The following is a 17524-nucleotide window of genomic DNA, read 5'->3' as shown; positions in this document are numbered from 1 at the left end:
CAGCACACCGGCGGCCCCGGCGGTGACGGCGAGGGCGCCCACCGCGCTGGGCAGCACGACCTGGCCCAGCCGGTTGCCGGTGAGGCGCAGCGACATGGCGCGGCCGCGCAGCCCCGGTGGCGTGGAGGTCGCGAGCCACGCCATGGTGAGCGGCTGGCCGACCCCGAGGCCGAGACCCAGCAGGACCACCAGGCAGGCCATCGCGGCGGCGGGGAGCGGCAGCGCGAGAGCGGCCATCGACACCGCCGACAGCACGGTCGTGGCGACCATCAGCCGCTGGCGGCCCATCCGCGCGACCAGGTGCCCCAGGAAGAACCGGGAGGTCATCGACGCGATCGCGCGCAGGGTCAGCAGCAGGCCGACGAACCCCGCCGTGAGGCCGCGGTCGGTGCCCAGCGCGGGCAGGTAGACCAGGGTGACGTCGACGGCCGCGAGCACGACGCAGCTCACCAGCAGCGCCCTGGCGAGACCCGGCAGCCGCACCAGTGACCGCATCCCGCCGTTCTCCTGCTCGCGCGTCCCGGCCGGTCGCGCGGGCATGCGCAGGAGCAGGGCGTTGAACGTGAGCGCGACGCCGATGCCGATGCAGCCGGCGAACAGCAGGCCGGTGTCGGGGACCGCCCGCCCGCCGCCCGCCAGGATGATCAGGCCCGGCCCGGCGGCCTGGCCGAGGGACGCGGCGAAGGTGTAGTGGCCGAAGGCGGTGTCGAAGCGGTCCGGCGGTGCGATGTTGGCGACGGCGGCCTGCTGCGCGACGATGCAGAGCAGGTGTCCCGTGCCGAGGACGACGGTTCCGGCGGCGAGCCCGGCCGGGGTCGAGCCGGCGAGCAGCAGCACCAGCGCGGAGGCGGTCATCAGCAGGCCTCCCGCGATCATCACCCACCGTTCGCCGAACCGGTCGGTGGCCTGCCCGGAGGGCACGGCGAGCAGCAGCGGGACGACCGCGAACGACGCGGCGAGCGCGCCCAGCCAGCCGCCGGGGACGTCGAGCTCGATCGCCCGGTAGGTCACGGCGGGCCGCAGCACGAACGTGACGACCTGCGCCAGCACCGAGTTGACGAGCAGCACGGCGAGCAGGCGCCCGCCGGTCAACGCGAGTCCGGTGTGGACGGTGCGGCGTGCGCGGTCACCTTCACGGGGCGTCTTCTCCTCGGCCGGTCGGGGACGTCCTCGACGGTAGGACGGTCGGCGGTATTTCACAAGGAGGAAGTACCAGAGGTTGGCAAGCGTCACACCGCGGCGGATCGCCTGCCCGGCGGCGCGTGCGCGCCTGACCGGAGCATTTCGCCGGCGGGAGGCCGGTTCTGCTGAACGCTCCCGCGTCCGGTCGCGTGTCCTCGCTGCTGCCCGTGTTCCCGCCCCGAGGGAGGCGCTGTGCCCGGAAGAGCGAAGTGGGACGAGCTCGACGACAGGATCGGCCGGATGTCCGTGACGGAGTCGTCGCGGGACGGGACCGTGCGGGTCACCGTCGCGGCCTCCGGGGTGCTGACCGGACTGGTGCTGCAGGACCGCGGGCAGCCGAGGCCCCCGCTGGGCGCGGTGGCGGCGCAGGTCCTCGACTGCGTCGCGCGGGCGCAGGCCCGGATCCCGGACCTGCTGGGACGGGTTCTCGTCGAGACCGTCGGGCCGGGTGATCCCGGCGCGGCGCTCGTGGTGGCCGACGCCAGGAAGCGCTTTCCCGCACCACCGCCACGGGCCGAGCAGCAGCCCCGCGCACCGCGGCGGCCGCGACCGCCGGACCGGGTCGACGACGACTGGGACGGCCGGACCGTGATGGAGGAGGACGGGGCCTGATGGGCGAGTCGTTCGAGGTCGTCGTGGAAGCACTCACCGCGCACTCGACCGGTGTACTCCGGCTGTCCGACGAGCTGCGCTCGGCCGCCGCGCTCGCGGCCGGGCAGCGCATCACCGCCGGGGCCTACGGGCAGACCGGCCGGGAGTTCGCCGCACTGCTCGGCGCGCTGGCGAGCGCGGGGGAGGAGACGCTGCGGCTGGCCGTGGACTGCCTGGAGGCCGAGGCGGCGAAGGTGCGCGCGTCGGCCGCCGAGTTCGACCGGCAGGAAACCGCGGTGGCAGAAGCACTGCGCGTGGCGGGAGGGGGATTCCGATGATCACCGCGGGCCTCGGGAACGAGAGCGCCGTGGCGGGCGTGTGCGACGCCGTCACCGGGTGCGGCTGGGTCGCCGGCGCGCTGTCCGCCGGCGGGGGACTGACCGGTCTCGGCGTGAGCACGCGGCCGATCGACGAGCTGGGCGCGGCCGGCCTCGGCGCGCTCGCCCCGGAGGTCGCAGACCTGCAGGACGTGGTCGACCGGCTGGCCGGTGACGCCGCGGCGGTCCAGGCGTTCGCCGACACCTGGCGCCGGGTGGGCGAGTCCGTCGGCCAGGCCGGGCAGCGCCTCGGCAGCACCGCCGGGACCGGCACCGCCACGTGGCGGGGGGAGTCCGGGACGCGCTACCGCGACCGGGCCGCGGAGGTCGCGGGGGCGTTGCGGGAGACGGCCGCGCTGTCGTCGATGATCGGCACGCTCGCGGGCACCATGGGCGAGGTGGTCGCCGGTGCCCGGCGCAGGGCGGGCGACGAGCTCGCGGCCCTCGTGCGGCGGCTGATCTCGTACGTGCGGACGGCGTCGGCGGCCGAGGGCGGGATCACCCCGCACGTGCTGGCGCGGGCGTCCGGGCTCGTCGAGGCCTCCCGCGCGCCGATCCTGCGCGCCGAGGACGAGGTGCGCCAGTCGATGAGCAACGTCGAGTCGCTGCTGGACTCCGGCGGCACGGCGGTCGCGCCGGCCGGTGTGCGCGGAGCGCGGCTCGCGATGAACTGCGGGCCGCTGGGCCAGAAGCCGATGCCCGGTGAGGTGCACGTCCCCGACCCGATCGCCGGCGGCTGCGCCGGTGGTGGCGGGGGAGGCGGTGGCGGTGGCCGTGGCGGGACGCAGACGCCGCCGAAACCCCCGGCCACCGGACTGCCCGCCCCGCCGCCGTCGAACCCACCCCCGGCCACCCCACCGCGACCGGGTGGGCGCAAGCCCGGGGTCTTCGACCCTCCACAACAGACCCTGCAGCGCCGCAACGAGAAGGAGTTCCTCGAAAGGGAGCGCGAGCTGCTCAAGCGCGACGCCGAGCACCGCCGCACCCTCGAGAAGCTCTACAAGCGCGACTACGAGCGCGGCGTCGACTACCGCGCGCAGTGCGAGGCCGTGCACGGCCCGCCGCCCGGCGACGGCCGGAAGTACCACGCGCACCACCCGTTCCCCGTCGAGTGGCACCGGGAGTTCCGCGAGCGGTTCGGCATCGACACCGCCGACCCGAAGTGGTGCTCCTGGGTCGACGACACCACGCACGGCCAGATTCACAAGAACGGGTACAACGCGAACTGGAAGAACTGGATCGACAACAACCCCAATGCCACGCGGGAAGACGCGCTGGACCACGCGCGTTCGCTCGCCAACGGGCGCTACACCCTCCCGTGGACCAACGAACCGTGGGCCAGATGACGCGTTGGACGCGCACACCGACCGTGGGATGGTGAGGTGGTGTACACGACGGAGGTGCTGGGGGTGGTCGCCCATCCCGGCGGCCTGCTCGTGCGCCGGCCGGAACTGACCGTCGGCGTCGTGCACGCCGTGTCCGGACTGCCGGGGCTGGAGATCGAGCTCCTCGCCCGCCGCCCGCTCGGCCGGAGCACGGCGGACGCACGGCGGGGCGACGGCCCCGCGGTCGTGCCGGCGCCGCGCCGGTTGCTGCCGCAGTACGACGAAGGCCTCGACCTGCGCGTCGGCCGGCTCGACGAGACCGGCCGCGCGCACTGGCAGTACCCGGTCTCCTCGAGGTCGCGCGACGGCACCGCGGTCGCTCCCTCCCACCGCGTGACGTTCCGGTTCCCGCCGGTGTTCGACGAGATGGCGCTCGTGCTCGCCTGGCCGGAGATCGGGTTCCCGGAGACCGTCGTGCGCCTGCCGCTGCCCGGCCGCGCCGCCGTCGAGCGCGGCGTCACCTCGATCTGGCGGGCACCGACCGACGTCCGCCCGGTACCGGCCGGGCTCACCCACCGCGCGGACGGCTTCGCCGAGCCAACGGCGCTCGAAGCGGGCACGTCCGTCACGGCACCCCGCGTGCTGCACCGCCGCGACGACCGCGCGGTGGTGCTGTCGCGGCTGACGGCGGCGGGTCCGGTGTTGTCGATGGACCTGCTCAGCATCGTGCGGGGCGACCTCGCGGCTGAGATCAACGTGCGCGCGTTCGGCGCCGAGCGGGCGGTCCCCGGTCCGCTGGACGACCCCGCGTGGGTCCGGGCGAGGGGGCCGGGTGCCTCCGTGGCCGTGCTCCGCGGGCAGGAGGCCGTGTGGGTCAGGGCGAGCGAACGGCAGTCGTCCGGGGGCGACCGGTCGTTCTCGTGCGTGCAGGAGTTCACCTTCGACCGCCCGCCCGGCGACCAGCTCCGCCTGGTGGTGGCGTGGCCCCTCGCCGGGCTCGACGACGTCCTGGTGGCCGTCCCCCTGTGAGCCTCACATCCCGAACGTCGTCCACTGCCCCTCGGACACGACCTCGACGGTCCCGCCGACGACCTTGATGGCGGTCTGCTCGTCGATGGCGTAGGCCGGGCCGTCGAGGGTGGCGGCCCACCGCCGCGCGTCGGCCGGGGTGTTCGTGGGAAAGGCGTTCAGGTGCGGGAAGATCGAGAAGTCGACGACTCCCAGCCCGCGGTCGTCCGGCGCGGACGGCCACTCCACGAAGTACGTCCCGATCCGGGGCGTCAGCACCATGCTCCCGGCGCTCACCCCGACCCACACCGTGCCGGTCAGCGACGGCAGCAGGTCCGCCAGCCCGGACTCGCGCAGCCAGTGGCACAGGTACGTCGCGTCGCCGCCGTCGACCAGCAGCGCGTCGGCCTCCCGGACCCAGTCGGCGCACCGCGCGGAGCCGCTGCTGGGCAGCGCGGTGAGTTCGAGGACGCCGAGCGAGGCCCAGCCGAGGCCCGAGAAGTGCCGCCACCCCGGCTCGGCCGCCACGAACCCCCGCACCGACGCCGGGCCGCACATCGGGTGGCCCCACTGGGCCGTCGGCACGCACAGGGCGTGGCACTCGGAGATCGGTTTGCCGAGCAGGCCGACGAGCGCCGAGCGGATGCTCGGGTTCGTGACACCACCCGAGGTGAGCAGCAAGTTTCACAGGTTCCTCCGGACACGTGCGGGACGTGGACGCCTCTGGAGACCACCCGCGGGACCGGAACTCATCGCCCGTCCCCGCCCGGCACCTCGTCCAGGTATGCCTGCGCCTGCAGCGTGAAGAGGTCCGCGTACCCGGCCCCGGCCGCCATCAGCTCCTCGTGCGTCCCGTACTCGGCCACCTTCCCGTGCTCCAGCAGCAGGATCCGCTCCGCCTGCCGCACGGTGGAGAACCGGTGCGAGATGTAGAGGGTCGTGCGGCCCTCGGACAGCTCGCGCAGCCGGGCGAACAGGTCGTGCTCGGCCCGCGCGTCCAGCGCCGACGTCGGTTCGTCGAGCACCAGGATCGGCGCCTCCCGGTGGAACGCCCTGGCCAGCGCGATCTTCTGCCACTCGCCGCCGGACAGGCTCACCCCCTGGTCGAACCAGCGGCCGAGCGGGCTGTCGTAGCCCTGCGGCAGCCGGGCGATCCGCTCGTCGGCACCGGCGCGGCGGGCCGAGTCCTCGACGTGCGCCCGGTCCTCGAGCCGCGCGAGGTCGCCGAGGCCGATGTTCTCCGCGGCCGTGCCCTGGTAGGTCACGTAGTCCTGGAACATCGCGCTGATCCGCGTGCGCAGCTCGGCCGGGTCGTACTCGCGGACGTCGACGCCGTCGAGCAGGATGCGCCCGCCGGTCGGGTCGTAGAGGCGGCACAGCAGCTTGAACAACGTCGACTTGCCCGCGCCGTTGCGACCGACCACCGCCACCGTCTCGCCGGGCCGGATCTCGAAGCTGACGTCGTCGAGCGCGGGCTCGTCGGCGCCGGGGTAGGCGAACGTCACCGAGTCGAACTCGATGTGTCCCTCCACTGTGGACGGCATCGGCCGCGGCGAGGGCGGTGCGGTGATCTCCGGCTTCGTGTCGAGGAACCGGTAGAGCGTGTCGAGGTAGAGGTTGTTCTCGTACATGCCGGAGAAGGCGGTGAAGAGCCCGGACACCGACGTCTGCACGGAGGCCGCCGCGGCCGTGTAGAGCGCGAGGTCGCCGAGGGTGAGGCGTCCGCCGACCGCTTCCAGCGCGATGTAGAGCGTGATCGCCGAGCCGGCGAACGTGCTCAGCAGCCCCCAGGACGTCGAGCTGACGTTGCGGTTGACCGTGAGCTTGCGCTGCCGCTCGTAGGAGACGGTGCCGAGCCGGCGGAACCGGTCGACGAAGTACGGGCCGAGCCCGAACAGCTTCGTCTCCTTGGCGTAGGTGTCCGTCGTGACCAAAGAGGACAGATAATCCATCCTGCGCTTGATCGGCGACATCATGAACGTGAGCCAGAACGCGCGCGTGCCGTACTTCGACTGCGAGATGAACGCGGGGATCGGCGCCACCAGCGCCACGAGCGCGAGCAGCGGGCTGATCGACACGAGCAGCGCGACCATGCTGCCGAACGTGATCAGCGTCCGCACCAGTCCCAGTGCGGAGTTCATCATCGACAGCGGCCGGGTCGGCGCCTCCTGCGCCGCCTGGCGCAGCATGTCGTAGGACGCGGAGCCCTCGAAGTAGGCGAGGTGCAGGTCGCTGGCGTGCGCCATCACCCGGTGGCGGATGGTCAGCGTCATCCGCTCCTGCAGCAGCGACTGCGCGATCGACGTCAGCGCGCTGCTCACCGCCGTCGCCACGAGCACGCCGAACTGCAGCAGCGCGACCCGGGCGATGTCGCCGGTGGTGCCGGTGTGCTGGATCGCCGCGACGACGGAGTCCAGCAGCAGCTTCGCGACGTAGGCGGTCACGGTCGGCAGCAGTCCGGAAAGGACGGTGATGAGCGCGAGCACGACGGTCAGGACCCTGCTGGCCTGCCACGTGAGCCTGGCGACCTTGGGCAGCCCGCGGACCGTGCCGACCACGGACGTCCGCACGCGCTTCAGCCGTGACCTCAGGTCCTTGGGCTCGTCGTCCTGCTTCGGCTCGGGGATGTCGACGGGCCCGGTGAGCCCGCTGTCCGGCACCGTGGTGGGCCGGCGCCGCCGCCCGCGCCGCCCGAGCGCGAACTCCACGCCGCCCGGCATCATCCGGCCTCCACGGCGCCGTGCAGGAAGAAGTCGACCATCTGGCGCGTTCCGGGCGCGTCGTCCGAAGCCATTCGGCGGCCGCCGAACAGCAGGGTGAGGAAGAGAGTGGCGAGCTGCTCGGGCGGCAGCCGCAGCGCGTCCCGCTCCGGCACGAACAGCTCGACGATCGCCCCGCGGATGGCGTCCACGGACTCCCGCCGCCGGTGGCGCTTCGCGGGGTCGCGGTGCCGGACGCGGCCGGACGCGTGCAGGGCGCTCATCAGCGCGCCCATCCGCTCCAGGTGCGCGCCGAGCGCCTCGGCGGCCTCGGCGAGCCGGTCCTCCAGCGGCTGGTCGAGGGGGATCTCGGCGATCGCGTCGAGCACGTGGTCGGGCCGCAGCGCCTCGGCCGTGCAGGCGTCGAAGAGCTCGTCCTTGTCCTTGAACGCGCGGAAGACGGTGCCCTCGCCGATTCCGGCGGCGCGGGCGATCTGGCTGCTGGTCACGTTCGCGCCGTGCTCGACGAGGAGCGGCAGCACGGCGTGCACGATCATGGCGCGCCGGTCCTCGGCGCTCATGCCCGGCGCTCTTCGCCGGGCTTCGGATGCTGGTGTCATGCCGCCGATGATGCGGAGTGAGTGCTCACTCCGTCAAACGGATAACGCTGACCAGGGACGATGGCGTAAGAGACGGTCAGTCGTCCGACGGCAGGGGAGACGGGGCAGTCACGCAGAACGGCGCCACGTTGCCATTCCGGCGGGGCTCTGGTGGTGGCGCGCACTGGTGCCGGGGACCGGAGCGGGCTGCCGCCCGCCTCGCCGCCACAGCCGAGGCGGTGGCGGCGGCCGGCCGGCCGGGGTGAGCGTGCTCACGCCACCGAGGCCAGGACGAAGTCCACGTCCTTGTCCCCGCGTCCGGACAGGTTGACCAGGACGCGCTCGGACGGCGGCCGCTGCGCCGCCAGGCGGATCGCGAACGCGAGGGCGTGCGCGCTCTCGAGCGCCGGCACGATCCCCTCCGACCGCGCGACGCGCAGGAACGTGGCCACCGCCTCCTCGTCGGGCACCGCGGCCACCGCCACCCGGCCCGACCGGCTCAGCATGGCCATCTCGGGGCCCACGCCGGGGTAGGCGAGGCCCGAGGCGACCGACAGCACCGCGGACGGCCTGCCGTCGTCCTCCTGCAGCACCACGGACGCGGCGCCGTGCAGGGTCCCCGGACGCCCGTAGGTCAGCGTCGCGGCGTGCTGACCGGCGCCGGCGCTCCTGCCGAGCGGTTCGACGGCGTGCAGGGCCACGCCGGGGTCGTCCAGGAACCCCGCGTACATCCCGAGCGCGTTCGACCCGCCGGCGACGCACGCGACGACGTGGTCGGGCAGCTCCCCGCCGGTGAGCGCGAGGAACTGCGCACGGGCCTCCTGCCCGACGACCGACTGGAAGTCCCGCACGACCATCGGGAAGGGGTGCGGCCCGATGGCCGACCCGATCGCGTAGAGGGCGTGGCCGTGCTGCTCGGAGTAGGCGGCCAGCGCCGAGTCGCTGGCCTCCTTCAACGTCGACTGCCCGGCCGACACCGCGACGACCCGCGCCCCGAGCAGGCGCATGAGGCGCACGTTGGGGTTGACCTTGTCGAGGTCGGCGGCGCCGATGTGCACCTCGCACTCCAGCCCGAACCGGGCGGCGGCGCTGGCGAGCGCCACACCGTGCTGCCCGGCGCCGGTCTCGGCGATGAGCTTGCGCTTGCCCATGCTCCTGGCGAGCAGCGCGAACCCCACGCAGTGGTTGATCTTGTGCGCGCCGGTGTGGTTGAGGTCCTCGCGCTTGACGAGGATGCGGGCGCCGCCCACCTCCTCGGAGAGGTTCCGCAGGTGGTGCACCGGGGTGGGTCTGCCCTGCAGGCCGGTGCGGACCTCGTCGAGCTCCCGCCGGAACCGCGGCGAGGACTTCAGCTCCGCGTAGGTGCGGGCCAGTTCCTCCAGGGCGGGCCCCAGGTGCGGGGGCCAGTGGTTGCCGCCGAAGTCCCCGTAGTAGCCGTGGGCGTCGGGAAAACGGCCGGCGTGCTTGCTCGTGCTGTGCGGCATCGTGACCACCTTTCAGGCAGCTCGACGCTAGGCACGGCCCGGCGGCACGTCTTGAACAGGATGTGCGTTCAGCGGCCCACGCCGCGCGAGAGCGCTCCCGGCGGCACGCCGAACACCTTCTTGAACTCGCGGGTGAGGTGGGGCTGGTCGGCGAAGTGCGCCAGCTGCGCCACGTCGTCCAGCTCGACCCCGGCGCAGATGAGCTCCCGTGCCCTGGCCACGCGGACCTGGCGGGCGTAGGTCTGCGGCGGGACGCCGACCGTCCTGCGGAACGCGCGGGCCAGGTGGCTCGGGTTGACCCCGATCTCGCGCGCGAGATCGGCGGTGCGGGTCGACCGCGGGCCGTTCTCCTCGATGAGCCTGGCCGCCGTCCGCACGATCGACGACGGCGTCGCCGTGGAGGCCTCGACCGTGAACCGGCACTCCCGCAGCACCTGCCGCAGGGCGTCCTCGACCGGCGCGTGGCCGGCGGCCGGATCGGACACCGCGTCGGCCAGCGCACGGGTGGCCCGGCCACGCGTCACCACGCCGGTGCGGATGGACCGGACCTCGCCGGGACCGGCGGGGCCCGCGCAGGTGTCGAGGAACGCCTCGGACGGGTAGAGGACGTCGTACCGCGCGGGGCCGCCGGTCGTCCGGCCCGAGTGCACCTCGAACGGGTTGAAGAAGAACACGTCCCCGGCGTGGACGCTCCGGCTCCAGCGGTGGGACCAGATCTGGGCGGACCCGCTCGTGACGACCACGACCGAGCACGTCCCGTGCAGGTGCGCGTCGAAGTCGACCGCCGTCGCCCGCGCGCGCAGCAGATCCGCGTGGGGGAGCGCGAACGTCATCGAGTCGACTCGTGTCACGGGTGGTCCTCCGGAGGCTTCGCCGACATGAAAGCACGCCGGGCGACCGCGACGGGCCGAACCGCGGGAGGATCGGCCCGTGCACACCGAACCTGTGATGGCCCGCATCGCCGAAGGCGTGGAACTGCACCACCACCGCGGCCGGCGCGCGGAGGCCCGTGAGCTGTTCGCGCGGATCTGGGAGGACGTCGGCGGTGATCGGGGCGATCCGCTGCACGTGTGCGTGCTCGCCCATTCGATGGCCGACGTGCAGGACGACGTCGAGCAGGAGCTGCTCTGGGACCTGCGCGCGCTGGACGCCGCCGGCCTCGTCACCGACGACCGGGCGGCGCGGGCCGGCGTGACCCTGTCCGTGGCGGGCCTCTACCCGTCGCTGCACCTCAACGTGGCCGACTGCTACCGCAAGCTCGGGGACCTCGACCGCGCCCGCGAGCACCTGCAGCGGGCCCGGGACACGATCGGCGCGCTCGGCGACGACGAGTACGGGGCGCTGATCAGGGGCGGGCTGGACGAGCTGACGCGCCAGTTGGCCGCCGACTGATCACAGGCGCAGCCACGCGCGCAGCGTCGTGCCGTGCGCCGTGGTGTGCACGCGGACCAGGTCCGCCAGCTGGTGGATCATGAGCAGGCCGCGGCCCTCGACCTGGCCCGGCGGAGCGGGGAGGCGGCCCGCGAGCGGGTCCTCGAAGCACCCGGTGTCGCGCACCTCGCAGACGAGGTGGCCGGACTCCCGCCAGACCCGCGACCGGCAGCCGCCGCCGGTGTGCCGGAGCGCGTTCGTGACGAGCTCGGTGACGATCAGCTCGACGTCGGCCACGCGGCCGGCGTCGAGACCGCGGCACCGGGCGGCGTCGGCCGCGTGCCGCCGGGCGGGGGAGACGTCGTCGAGCGAGACGGCGGCGAACTCGTCCGACGCGCCCGCCTCGTCGAAGGGCAGGTTGTAGCGGTCCAGCACGGCGTCCGGCGAGTACTCGTCACTGGCGCGGCGCCGTCCCGGCTCCCACACGAGCGGATGCGTGGCGCGGGCGTCGGCGACGACGCCGGGCGCCAGGCCCGCGGTGTCGTAGGGGCAGGCGATGGTCACGTCGCGGCCGGCGAACGCGGCGTTGATCAACGCCTCGTGCTGCACGCAGGCCGGGTACTCGAGCGCGGTGCGGCCGGGCCAGATCGGCTCGCCGACGATGCGGACGTGACCGCCGGGGTGCGCGTCGGCGAACCGGCGCAGCACCGCGGCGATGATCCGGCCCGGGTTGCGGCCCGCCTCCGTCATGTCGATCAGCGTGACGCCGTCCGCGGCCGGGCCGAGCGCGGCGCGCAGCAGGCCGAGCCGGGGGCCCGGCACCGCCACGGCCACCGGCTGGCCCGAGGCGAGACCGTCGGTCACGAACGGCACGAGGGTGGCCAGGTACTCCCGGTCGGTTCCGTAGAACACCGCGGAGTGGACGAAGCCACGGGCTGAGGGGGTCGGGTGCGGCGCGCTCACGACACCTTTTCCACCCGCACGTCCGCCAGGTCGAGCGCGCGGACGAGCCGGGCGGCACCGGGCCACCGCGTGTGCAGCACCAGGGTCGAGTCGTGGCGCCGCGCGTGCGCGGACAGCCGCAGGAGACCGTTGTGGTCGAGGAACGTCAGCCCGGTCGCGTCGATGACCAGCTCGCCGCCGACGGGCAGGGGGTCGGCGAGGTCGAGGGCCCTGGCGAACGAGTCGCGGGAGGAGCTGTCCACCTCCCCGCCGAGGGCGGCCGCGCAGCCGGCGCGGTCGGTGCCGTGCAGCCGGAACCGCACGCCGTCGGCGTTGGTGTTCGGGTGCATGCACGCGACCTGCTCGATCGCGCCCGCGGGAAGCCTGCCGCTGTCGTAGGCGCACAGCGCGGAGAACGGGTGGGCGGCCATGTAGCGGTCGGCGAGGTGCTCGTACCGCGCGAACGCGGCGCGCTGCTCCTGGCTGCCGACGAGGACGGTGCAGTCCGCGGCGACCCGCAGCCCGGTGAACCCGTCCAGCACCGCCCGGTCGGTCGCGGCGGCGTAGGCGCGCACCTGGGCGACCGGGTCGATGACCGTGCCGACCGGGTAGACGTCGTCGAGCGAGGTGACCTGGGCGGACCCGTCGCGCAGTGCGGCGCCGAGGACCTCGGACCCGGCGAGCTCCGCGCGCAGCTGGTCGGCGTCGCCGGTGCTGATGTAGCGGACGGCCTGACCGAGCAGCAGCCCGTCGGCGAGGAACTCGGCCGCGCGGTCGACGAACTGCGCGTGCTCGTCGTAACGCCAGCACACGTGGTCGTGCGGGCCGAAGCCCCGCACGTGCTCGACAACTCCGGACCGCCGCATCCCCACCAGGATAGGCCCGCGGACCACCGGCCGGTGCCGCGGACCCGCGCGGGAACTCCGGCGGTCGGGTGATGTTCACACCGCGTCCACCACCCGGACGCGGACGGAGTCCACCAGGGACGTCACGGCCGGGTGCCACTCGCGGCCGGCGGGGCCGCTGAGGACGAGCCTGCGCACGACGCGTTCCCGCAGGGGCAGCATGACGAGGTCCGCCGGCAGCATCGCCGCCACCAGGCCCGGCACGAGCGACACGCCGACGCCCGCGCGGACCATGGCGAGCAGCGTGCCCAGTTCGCGCACCCGGTGCCGCGGCGTGAACGGCAGGCCCGCGTGCGCCTGGCGCACGTGCCGCTCGCAGCCTCCGCGGGACAGCAGGAACGGGTCGTCGGCCAGGTCCGCGACGCCGACCTCGCGCTCACCCGCCAGCGGGTGGTCGGTGCGCAGCAGGGCGTGGAAGGCGTCCTCGCCGATCGGCGCGCCCCGGCCGGGCGGCGGGTCGACCAGCACGGCGGCCTCGACCGTGCCACCCGCGAGCCACTCCGCCACCTCGTCGTCCTCGCCCTCGAACACCCGGACGCGCACCTGCGGGAACTCCTCCCGCCACCGGGTCAGCAGCGCGGGCAGCAGGCCCTGGCACACCGTCGGCGGCGCGGCGAGCCGGATCGTGCCCCGCGCCCCGCCCCGCCGGCGTTCGGCCAGGTCGGTGATCGCGGCGGACGCGGTCACCGCGGCACGGGCGTGGGCCAGCAGCTCGTCGCCGAACGGCGTCGGCGTGCTGCGTCCGCGGCGGGACACGACGGGGTGCCCCAGCGCGCGCTCGAGCGAGGCGACCGCGTGCGAGACCGCCGACTGCGTGACGCCGAGCGCGGCGGCGGCCGCGCCGAACCCGCCCTCGTCGACCACCGCGAGGAACGCCCGGAGCTGGGCGAAGTTCAGCGTCATGAGCGCCTCTCATGCACGATCGAGCACCACTTGTTGGACTCATGATGCCCCGCGGCGCGAGGCTCCTGCCGTGGGGTCCACGGGGAAGTTCGTGCTGCTGTCCGCGATCTGGGGCAGCAGCTTCGCGTTGATCAAGGTGGCGGTCGACGCGGGCGTGCCGCCGGTGCAGGTCGCCCTGGCGCGCTGCCTGTTCGGCGCCCTGGCACTGGGGGCGATCTGCGTCGTCCAGCGGGCGGCGGTGCCGCGCGACCCGCGGACCTGGGGGCACGCGGCGGTGGTCGCGGCGCTGCTCAACTCGGTGCCGTTCACGCTGCTGGCCTTCGGGGAGTCGAGGGTGGACTCGGTGCTGGCGGGCGCGCTGAACGCGACGACGCCGCTGACCACGCTGGCGTTCGCGCTCCTGGTCGTGCCGGGGGAGCGGCTGACGGCGACGCGGTGCGCGGGCCTGCTGCTGGGGTTCGCGGGCGTGCTGGTGCTGCTCGGCGTGTGGCGCGGCCTCGACGGCGACGCGCTGGCGGGCGGACTCGCCTGCCTGGCCGCCACCACCTGCTACGGCGCGGGGTTCGCCTACACCCGGCGGTTCCTGTCCGGCGGCCCGCACCGGGCGAGCGCGGTCTCCGCCGTGCAGATCACCTGCGCCACGCTCCAGCTCGCCCTGGCCGCACCCCTGCTGTCGGGACCGCCGTCCTGGCCGGGCTGGCCCGCCGTGCTCGCCCTGCTGGCGCTGGGCGCGGTCGGCACCGGGTACGCGTACGTGCTGAACCTGGACCTGATCCGGGAGGCCGGTCCGACGGTCGCGGCGACGGTCACCTACGTGACGCCGCTGTGGTCGACCGCGCTGGGCGCGGTCCTGCTGGCCGAACCGGTGGGCTGGCACACGCTGGCCGGCGGCTGCGTGGTGGTCGGCGGGATCGTGCTCACCCGGCGGCCGGCGCGGGACCGGGCGGTCGCGGCGCGCCGAAGCCCTGCCGCGGTTCGGCGGCCCGGCCCGGGGTAGTCGTGGCCGGAGCGGGGGGCGACCGAATGAAGGGAAGCGCCGTGGAGGCAGTGGTGTGGCACGCGACCGGACCGCGAGTCCGGAACCCGGGCGAACGGGGCGGCGCATGAGCGCCCGGACCGTCGCCGACGCGCTCGTCGACCGCCTGCGCACGTGGGGCGTGCCCAGGGTGTTCGGCTACGCGGGCGACGGCATCGACCCGTTGCTCGCCGCGCTGCACCGCGCCGGCGGCGACCCGGAGTTCGTGCCCGCGCGCCACGAGGAGATGGCCGCCTTCATGGCCTGCGGCCACGCCAAGTACACCGGCACCCCCGGTGTGTGCCTGGCAACCCAGGGCCCGGGCGCCATCCACCTGCTCAACGGGCTCTACGACGCGAAGCTGGACCGGCGCCCGGTCGTGGCCGTCGTCGGGCAGGTGGTGTCGACCGCGCTGGGCACCGGCTACCTGCAGGAGGTGGACCTGCACTCGTTGTTCAAGGACGTCTGCGGGCAGTACCTGCAGACCGTGTCCGCCCCCGAGCAGCTGCTGGTGCTGCTGGACAACGCGATGCGCACCGCGATCTCCGAACGCGTCCCGACCTGCCTGATCGTCCCGCACGACGTGCAGCGCGCCGACGCCGTCGACGAGCTGCCGCACAGCCACGGCGTGGTGCCGTCGGCGGCGGTGACGGCCCGGCCGCGGGTCGTGCCCCGGGACGACGACCTGCGCCGGGCCGCCGGCGTGCTGTCGGAGGGGAGCAGGGTCGCGCTGCTCGTCGGCAGGGGAGCGGCGGGCGCTCAGGAGGAGATCTCCCAGGTCGTCGACCGGCTCGGCGCCGGCGCCACCGTGTCACTGGTGGGCAAGCCGTTGCTGGCCGAGGACGCGCCCTGGCACACCGGCGTGATGGGCCACCTCGGCACGACGGCCAGCGCCGAGCTGATGGCCGGTTGCGACACGTTGCTCGTCGTCGGGTGCAACGACCCGTGGACGGAGTTCTACCCGAAGCCCGGACAGGCCCGCGCGGTGCAGATCGACATCGAGGCGCGCGTCGTCGGGAGCAAGTACCCGGTCGAGGTGGCGTTGGTCGGTGACACCGCCGAGACCCTGCGCGCACTGCTGCCCCTGCTGCGGCACAACGACAACCGCGACTGGGAGCAGCGCGTCTTCGACAGCGTCGCCCGGTGGCGCGAGATCTGCGGGCAGCGGGCGCAGGAGGACGCCGACCCGCTCAACCCGGAGCTCGTCGTGCACCAGCTGTCAGGTCACGTCCCGGCCGACGCGCGCGTCGCCGTCGACGTCGGTTCGTCCACCTACTGGTACGCGAGGCATCTCGCGCTGCCGGTCGGCGTTCCCGCTCACACGTCGAGCTATCTCGCGTCGATGGGCTGCGCGCTGCCGTACGCCCTGGCGGCCAAGCTGGACGCGCCGGACCGCCCGGTGATCGCCCTGGCCGGTGACGGCGCCATGCAGATGAACGGGTTGCTGGAGCTGATCACCGTCGCGGACCGCTGGCGGACGTGGGCGGATCCGCGGTTCGTGGTGCTGGTGCTGCACAACCGCGACCTCAACGAGGTCTCGTGGGAGCAGCGCGAGATGGAGGGGGATCCGCGGTTCCCCGTCTCGCAACGGGTTCCGGAGTTCCCGTACGCGGCCTACGCCGAGCTGCTCGGATTGCGCGGCCTGCGCGTCGACTCGCCGGACGAGGTCGGCAAGGCGTGGCAGGAGGCGTTCTCCGCCGACCGGCCGGTGGTCGTCGAGGCCGTCGTCGACCCGGCCGTGCCGCTGCTCCCGCCGCACCTGCCGGACGAGAAGGCCGACATGATCTACCGCGGGCTCGACCAGGAACCGGATGGTTCCGCTGCGCGGCAACGGGTGCGGCGGCAACGGGAAGCCGGGTGACGGTTTCGGTCGCGGGCGCAGGGGTATGCGCCGGGTGAGCGCGGGAGGTGAGGCCGTGAGCTGGCAACGACGGGTGCCGCCGACGGTCCGGGAACTGTTCCACCAGCGGGCCCGCCGGGCAGCCCTGCAACTGATGGCGTTGAAGGACCACGACCACCTCCCGGCGCTCGACGCGGCCGAGGCGTCCCTGGTCCGCCTGGCGTTCTGCCAGAGCCTGCTCGACCGGATCACCCTGACGGCCTGCCGGGAGGCCTTGCGGGCCGGGGCGGAACAGGCGCACGTCGCGGCACGGCTCAACATCACCGAATCGGCGCTGCACGACCGCCTGGCGGCCGGCGAGCCGGACTCGTGACGGTCAGTCCGCGCCGAGGTCGCGCATCCGGGCGTTGAGGTAGCGCTGCTCCGGCAGGCTCGTCGTGAGCCGCGCGGCCTGCCGGTAGGCCTCGGCCGCCCCCGCCCGGTCACCGGTCATCTCCAGCAGGTGGGCGTGCACGGCGTGGGTGCGGTGGTGCCGGCGCATCGCCGGGTCGCCGAGCAACGGCCGCAGCACCGCCAGGCCGTCCTCGGGACCCAGCGCCATGCCGACCGCGACCGCCTGGTTGAGCGTCACGACCGGGCCGGGCGCCACCCGCGCGAGCATCGCGTAGAGCACGCGGATCTGCTCCCAGTCCGTGCTCTCCCAGGTGGCCGCCTCGGCGTGCACGGCGGCGACCGCGGCCTGGAGCTGGAACCGGCCGACGTGGCCGCGGGGCAGCACGCGTTCCAGGATCGCCACGCCCTCCGCGATCCGGTCGCGGTCCCACCGCGCCCGGTCCTGCTCGGCCAGCGGCACCAGGTCGCCGCCCTCGGTGCGCGCGGGGGTGCGGGCGTGGGTGAGCAGCATCAGCGCCAGGGCGCCCGCGACCTCGTCGTGGCCGGGGACCACCGCGTGCAGCTGCCGGGTGAGGCGGATGGCCTCCTCGGCGAGGGTCGTGTCCACCAGCGCGTCCCCGGTGGAGCGGGTGTGCCCCTCGGTGAAGAGGAGGTGGCAGACGTCGAGCACCGCGGCGAGGCGGGCCGGCAGGTCGTCCTCGCCGGGCAGTTCGAACACCGCGCCCGCCGCCCGCAACGCCGACCGCGCCCTGGTGAGCCGCTGCGCCATCGTGCGCTCGGGCACCAGGTACGCGGCGGCGATCTGGCCGGTGCCCAGGCCCGCGACCGCGTGCAGGGGCAGCGCGACCTGCGAGGAGCGGCTCAGGCCGGGGTGGCAGCACAGCAGGAAC

18 protein-coding genes are annotated in these 17524 nt (G+C 74.4%); 8 read left to right on the top strand and 10 right to left on the bottom strand.

The features are described from left to right. Positions 1 to 1092: MFS transporter (locus ACFWGZ_RS28720; protein ID WP_382454698.1), on the bottom strand; the 1092-nt coding region annotated here is incomplete at its 3' end. Positions 1093 to 1374: 282 nt separating this feature from the next. On the opposite strand from ACFWGZ_RS28720, the gene ACFWGZ_RS28715 reads away from it, so the two are divergent. From ACFWGZ_RS28715 to ACFWGZ_RS28700, 4 genes are read left to right on the top strand one after another with little or no spacing between them, the layout of a single operon-like run. Further along, positions 1375 to 1794, top strand: a complete 420-nt coding sequence (locus ACFWGZ_RS28715; RefSeq protein ID WP_382454697.1) for a YbaB/EbfC family DNA-binding protein — start codon at positions 1375 to 1377, stop codon at positions 1792 to 1794. Next, positions 1794 to 2111 carry a hypothetical protein gene (locus ACFWGZ_RS28710; protein ID WP_382454696.1) on the top strand — a complete coding sequence of 106 codons (318 nt, stop codon included), beginning with the start codon at positions 1794 to 1796 and terminating at the stop codon, positions 2109 to 2111. Before ACFWGZ_RS28715 ends, ACFWGZ_RS28710 begins: the two co-directional genes overlap by 1 nt. Continuing rightward, positions 2108 to 3496, top strand: a complete 1389-nt coding sequence (locus ACFWGZ_RS28705) for a WXG100 family type VII secretion target (protein ID WP_382454695.1) — start codon at positions 2108 to 2110, stop codon at positions 3494 to 3496. The genes ACFWGZ_RS28710 and ACFWGZ_RS28705 overlap by 4 nt, the downstream gene beginning before the upstream one ends. A gap of 39 nt (positions 3497 to 3535) precedes the next feature. Beyond that, positions 3536 to 4504: a hypothetical protein gene (locus ACFWGZ_RS28700; protein ID WP_382454694.1), complete on the top strand. Its 969-nt coding sequence runs from the start codon at positions 3536 to 3538 to the stop codon at positions 4502 to 4504. A 3-nt stretch (positions 4505 to 4507) separates the two neighbouring features. On the opposite strand, the gene ACFWGZ_RS28695 is transcribed toward ACFWGZ_RS28700, so the two are convergent. The 5 genes from ACFWGZ_RS28695 to ACFWGZ_RS28675 form a co-directional block, all read right to left on the bottom strand. Beyond that, positions 4508 to 5164 (bottom strand): Type 1 glutamine amidotransferase-like domain-containing protein, encoded by a 657-nt coding sequence (locus ACFWGZ_RS28695; RefSeq protein ID WP_382454693.1) that lies wholly within the window; start codon positions 5162 to 5164, stop codon positions 4508 to 4510. A 68-nt stretch (positions 5165 to 5232) separates the two neighbouring features. Continuing rightward, positions 5233 to 7203 (bottom strand): ABC transporter ATP-binding protein, encoded by a 1971-nt coding sequence (locus ACFWGZ_RS28690; RefSeq protein WP_382454700.1) that lies wholly within the window; start codon positions 7201 to 7203, stop codon positions 5233 to 5235. After that, complete coding sequence (locus tag ACFWGZ_RS28685) at positions 7203 to 7763, bottom strand: TetR/AcrR family transcriptional regulator (protein ID WP_382454699.1); 561 nt, start codon at positions 7761 to 7763, stop codon at positions 7203 to 7205. Before ACFWGZ_RS28685 ends, ACFWGZ_RS28690 begins: the two co-directional genes overlap by 1 nt. Positions 7764 to 8053: 290 nt before the next feature. After that, complete coding sequence (gene trpB / locus ACFWGZ_RS28680; protein ID WP_382454692.1) at positions 8054 to 9265, bottom strand: tryptophan synthase subunit beta; 1212 nt, start codon at positions 9263 to 9265, stop codon at positions 8054 to 8056. A gap of 68 nt (positions 9266 to 9333) precedes the next feature. Then, positions 9334 to 10116, bottom strand: a complete 783-nt coding sequence (locus ACFWGZ_RS28675; RefSeq protein WP_382454691.1) for a helix-turn-helix domain-containing protein — start codon at positions 10114 to 10116, stop codon at positions 9334 to 9336. Positions 10117 to 10195: 79 nt separating this feature from the next. Between ACFWGZ_RS28675 and ACFWGZ_RS28670 the strand changes: the two genes are divergently transcribed. After that, entirely contained in the window at positions 10196 to 10657 is a 462-nt protein-coding gene (locus tag ACFWGZ_RS28670) for a hypothetical protein (protein ID WP_382454690.1), read from the top strand. Here ACFWGZ_RS28670 and ACFWGZ_RS28665 read toward each other — a convergent pair whose 3' ends face one another. From ACFWGZ_RS28665 to ACFWGZ_RS28655, 3 genes are all read right to left on the bottom strand, one after another. Next, positions 10658 to 11599 carry an anti-sigma factor RsbA family regulatory protein gene (locus tag ACFWGZ_RS28665; RefSeq protein ID WP_382454689.1) on the bottom strand — a complete coding sequence of 314 codons (942 nt, stop codon included), beginning with the start codon at positions 11597 to 11599 and terminating at the stop codon, positions 10658 to 10660. Further along, complete coding sequence (locus ACFWGZ_RS28660; protein ID WP_382454688.1) at positions 11596 to 12444, bottom strand: MEDS domain-containing protein; 849 nt, start codon at positions 12442 to 12444, stop codon at positions 11596 to 11598. Before ACFWGZ_RS28660 ends, ACFWGZ_RS28665 begins: the two co-directional genes overlap by 4 nt. A gap of 75 nt (positions 12445 to 12519) precedes the next feature. Beyond that, a complete protein-coding gene (locus ACFWGZ_RS28655) occupies positions 12520 to 13386 on the bottom strand; it encodes a LysR substrate-binding domain-containing protein (protein ID WP_382454687.1) in 867 nt (288 codons plus the stop codon). A gap of 70 nt (positions 13387 to 13456) precedes the next feature. On the opposite strand from ACFWGZ_RS28655, the gene ACFWGZ_RS28650 reads away from it, so the two are divergent. The 3 genes from ACFWGZ_RS28650 (at position 13457) to ACFWGZ_RS28640 (ending at position 16614) form a co-directional block, all read left to right on the top strand. Continuing rightward, positions 13457 to 14383, top strand: a complete 927-nt coding sequence (locus tag ACFWGZ_RS28650; protein WP_382454686.1) for a DMT family transporter — start codon at positions 13457 to 13459, stop codon at positions 14381 to 14383. 106 nt (positions 14384 to 14489) lie between these two features. Beyond that, complete coding sequence (locus ACFWGZ_RS28645) at positions 14490 to 16262, top strand: thiamine pyrophosphate-requiring protein (protein ID WP_382454685.1); 1773 nt, start codon at positions 14490 to 14492, stop codon at positions 16260 to 16262. Positions 16263 to 16317: 55 nt separating this feature from the next. Further along, positions 16318 to 16614 carry a hypothetical protein gene (locus tag ACFWGZ_RS28640; RefSeq protein ID WP_382454684.1) on the top strand — a complete coding sequence of 99 codons (297 nt, stop codon included), beginning with the start codon at positions 16318 to 16320 and terminating at the stop codon, positions 16612 to 16614. Positions 16615 to 16617: 3 nt separating this feature from the next. On the opposite strand, the gene ACFWGZ_RS28635 is transcribed toward ACFWGZ_RS28640, so the two are convergent. Next, a partial coding sequence (locus ACFWGZ_RS28635) for an RNA polymerase sigma factor (RefSeq protein WP_382454683.1) occupies positions 16618 to 17524 on the bottom strand: 907 nt, incomplete at its 5' end.

Source organism: Lentzea sp. NPDC060358 (assembly GCF_042725365.1).
Classification (GTDB): domain Bacteria; phylum Actinomycetota; class Actinomycetes; order Mycobacteriales; family Pseudonocardiaceae; genus Lentzea.
The sequence above is the reverse complement of the archived record's forward strand: the minus strand, read 5'-3'. Positions and strand labels throughout refer to the sequence as shown.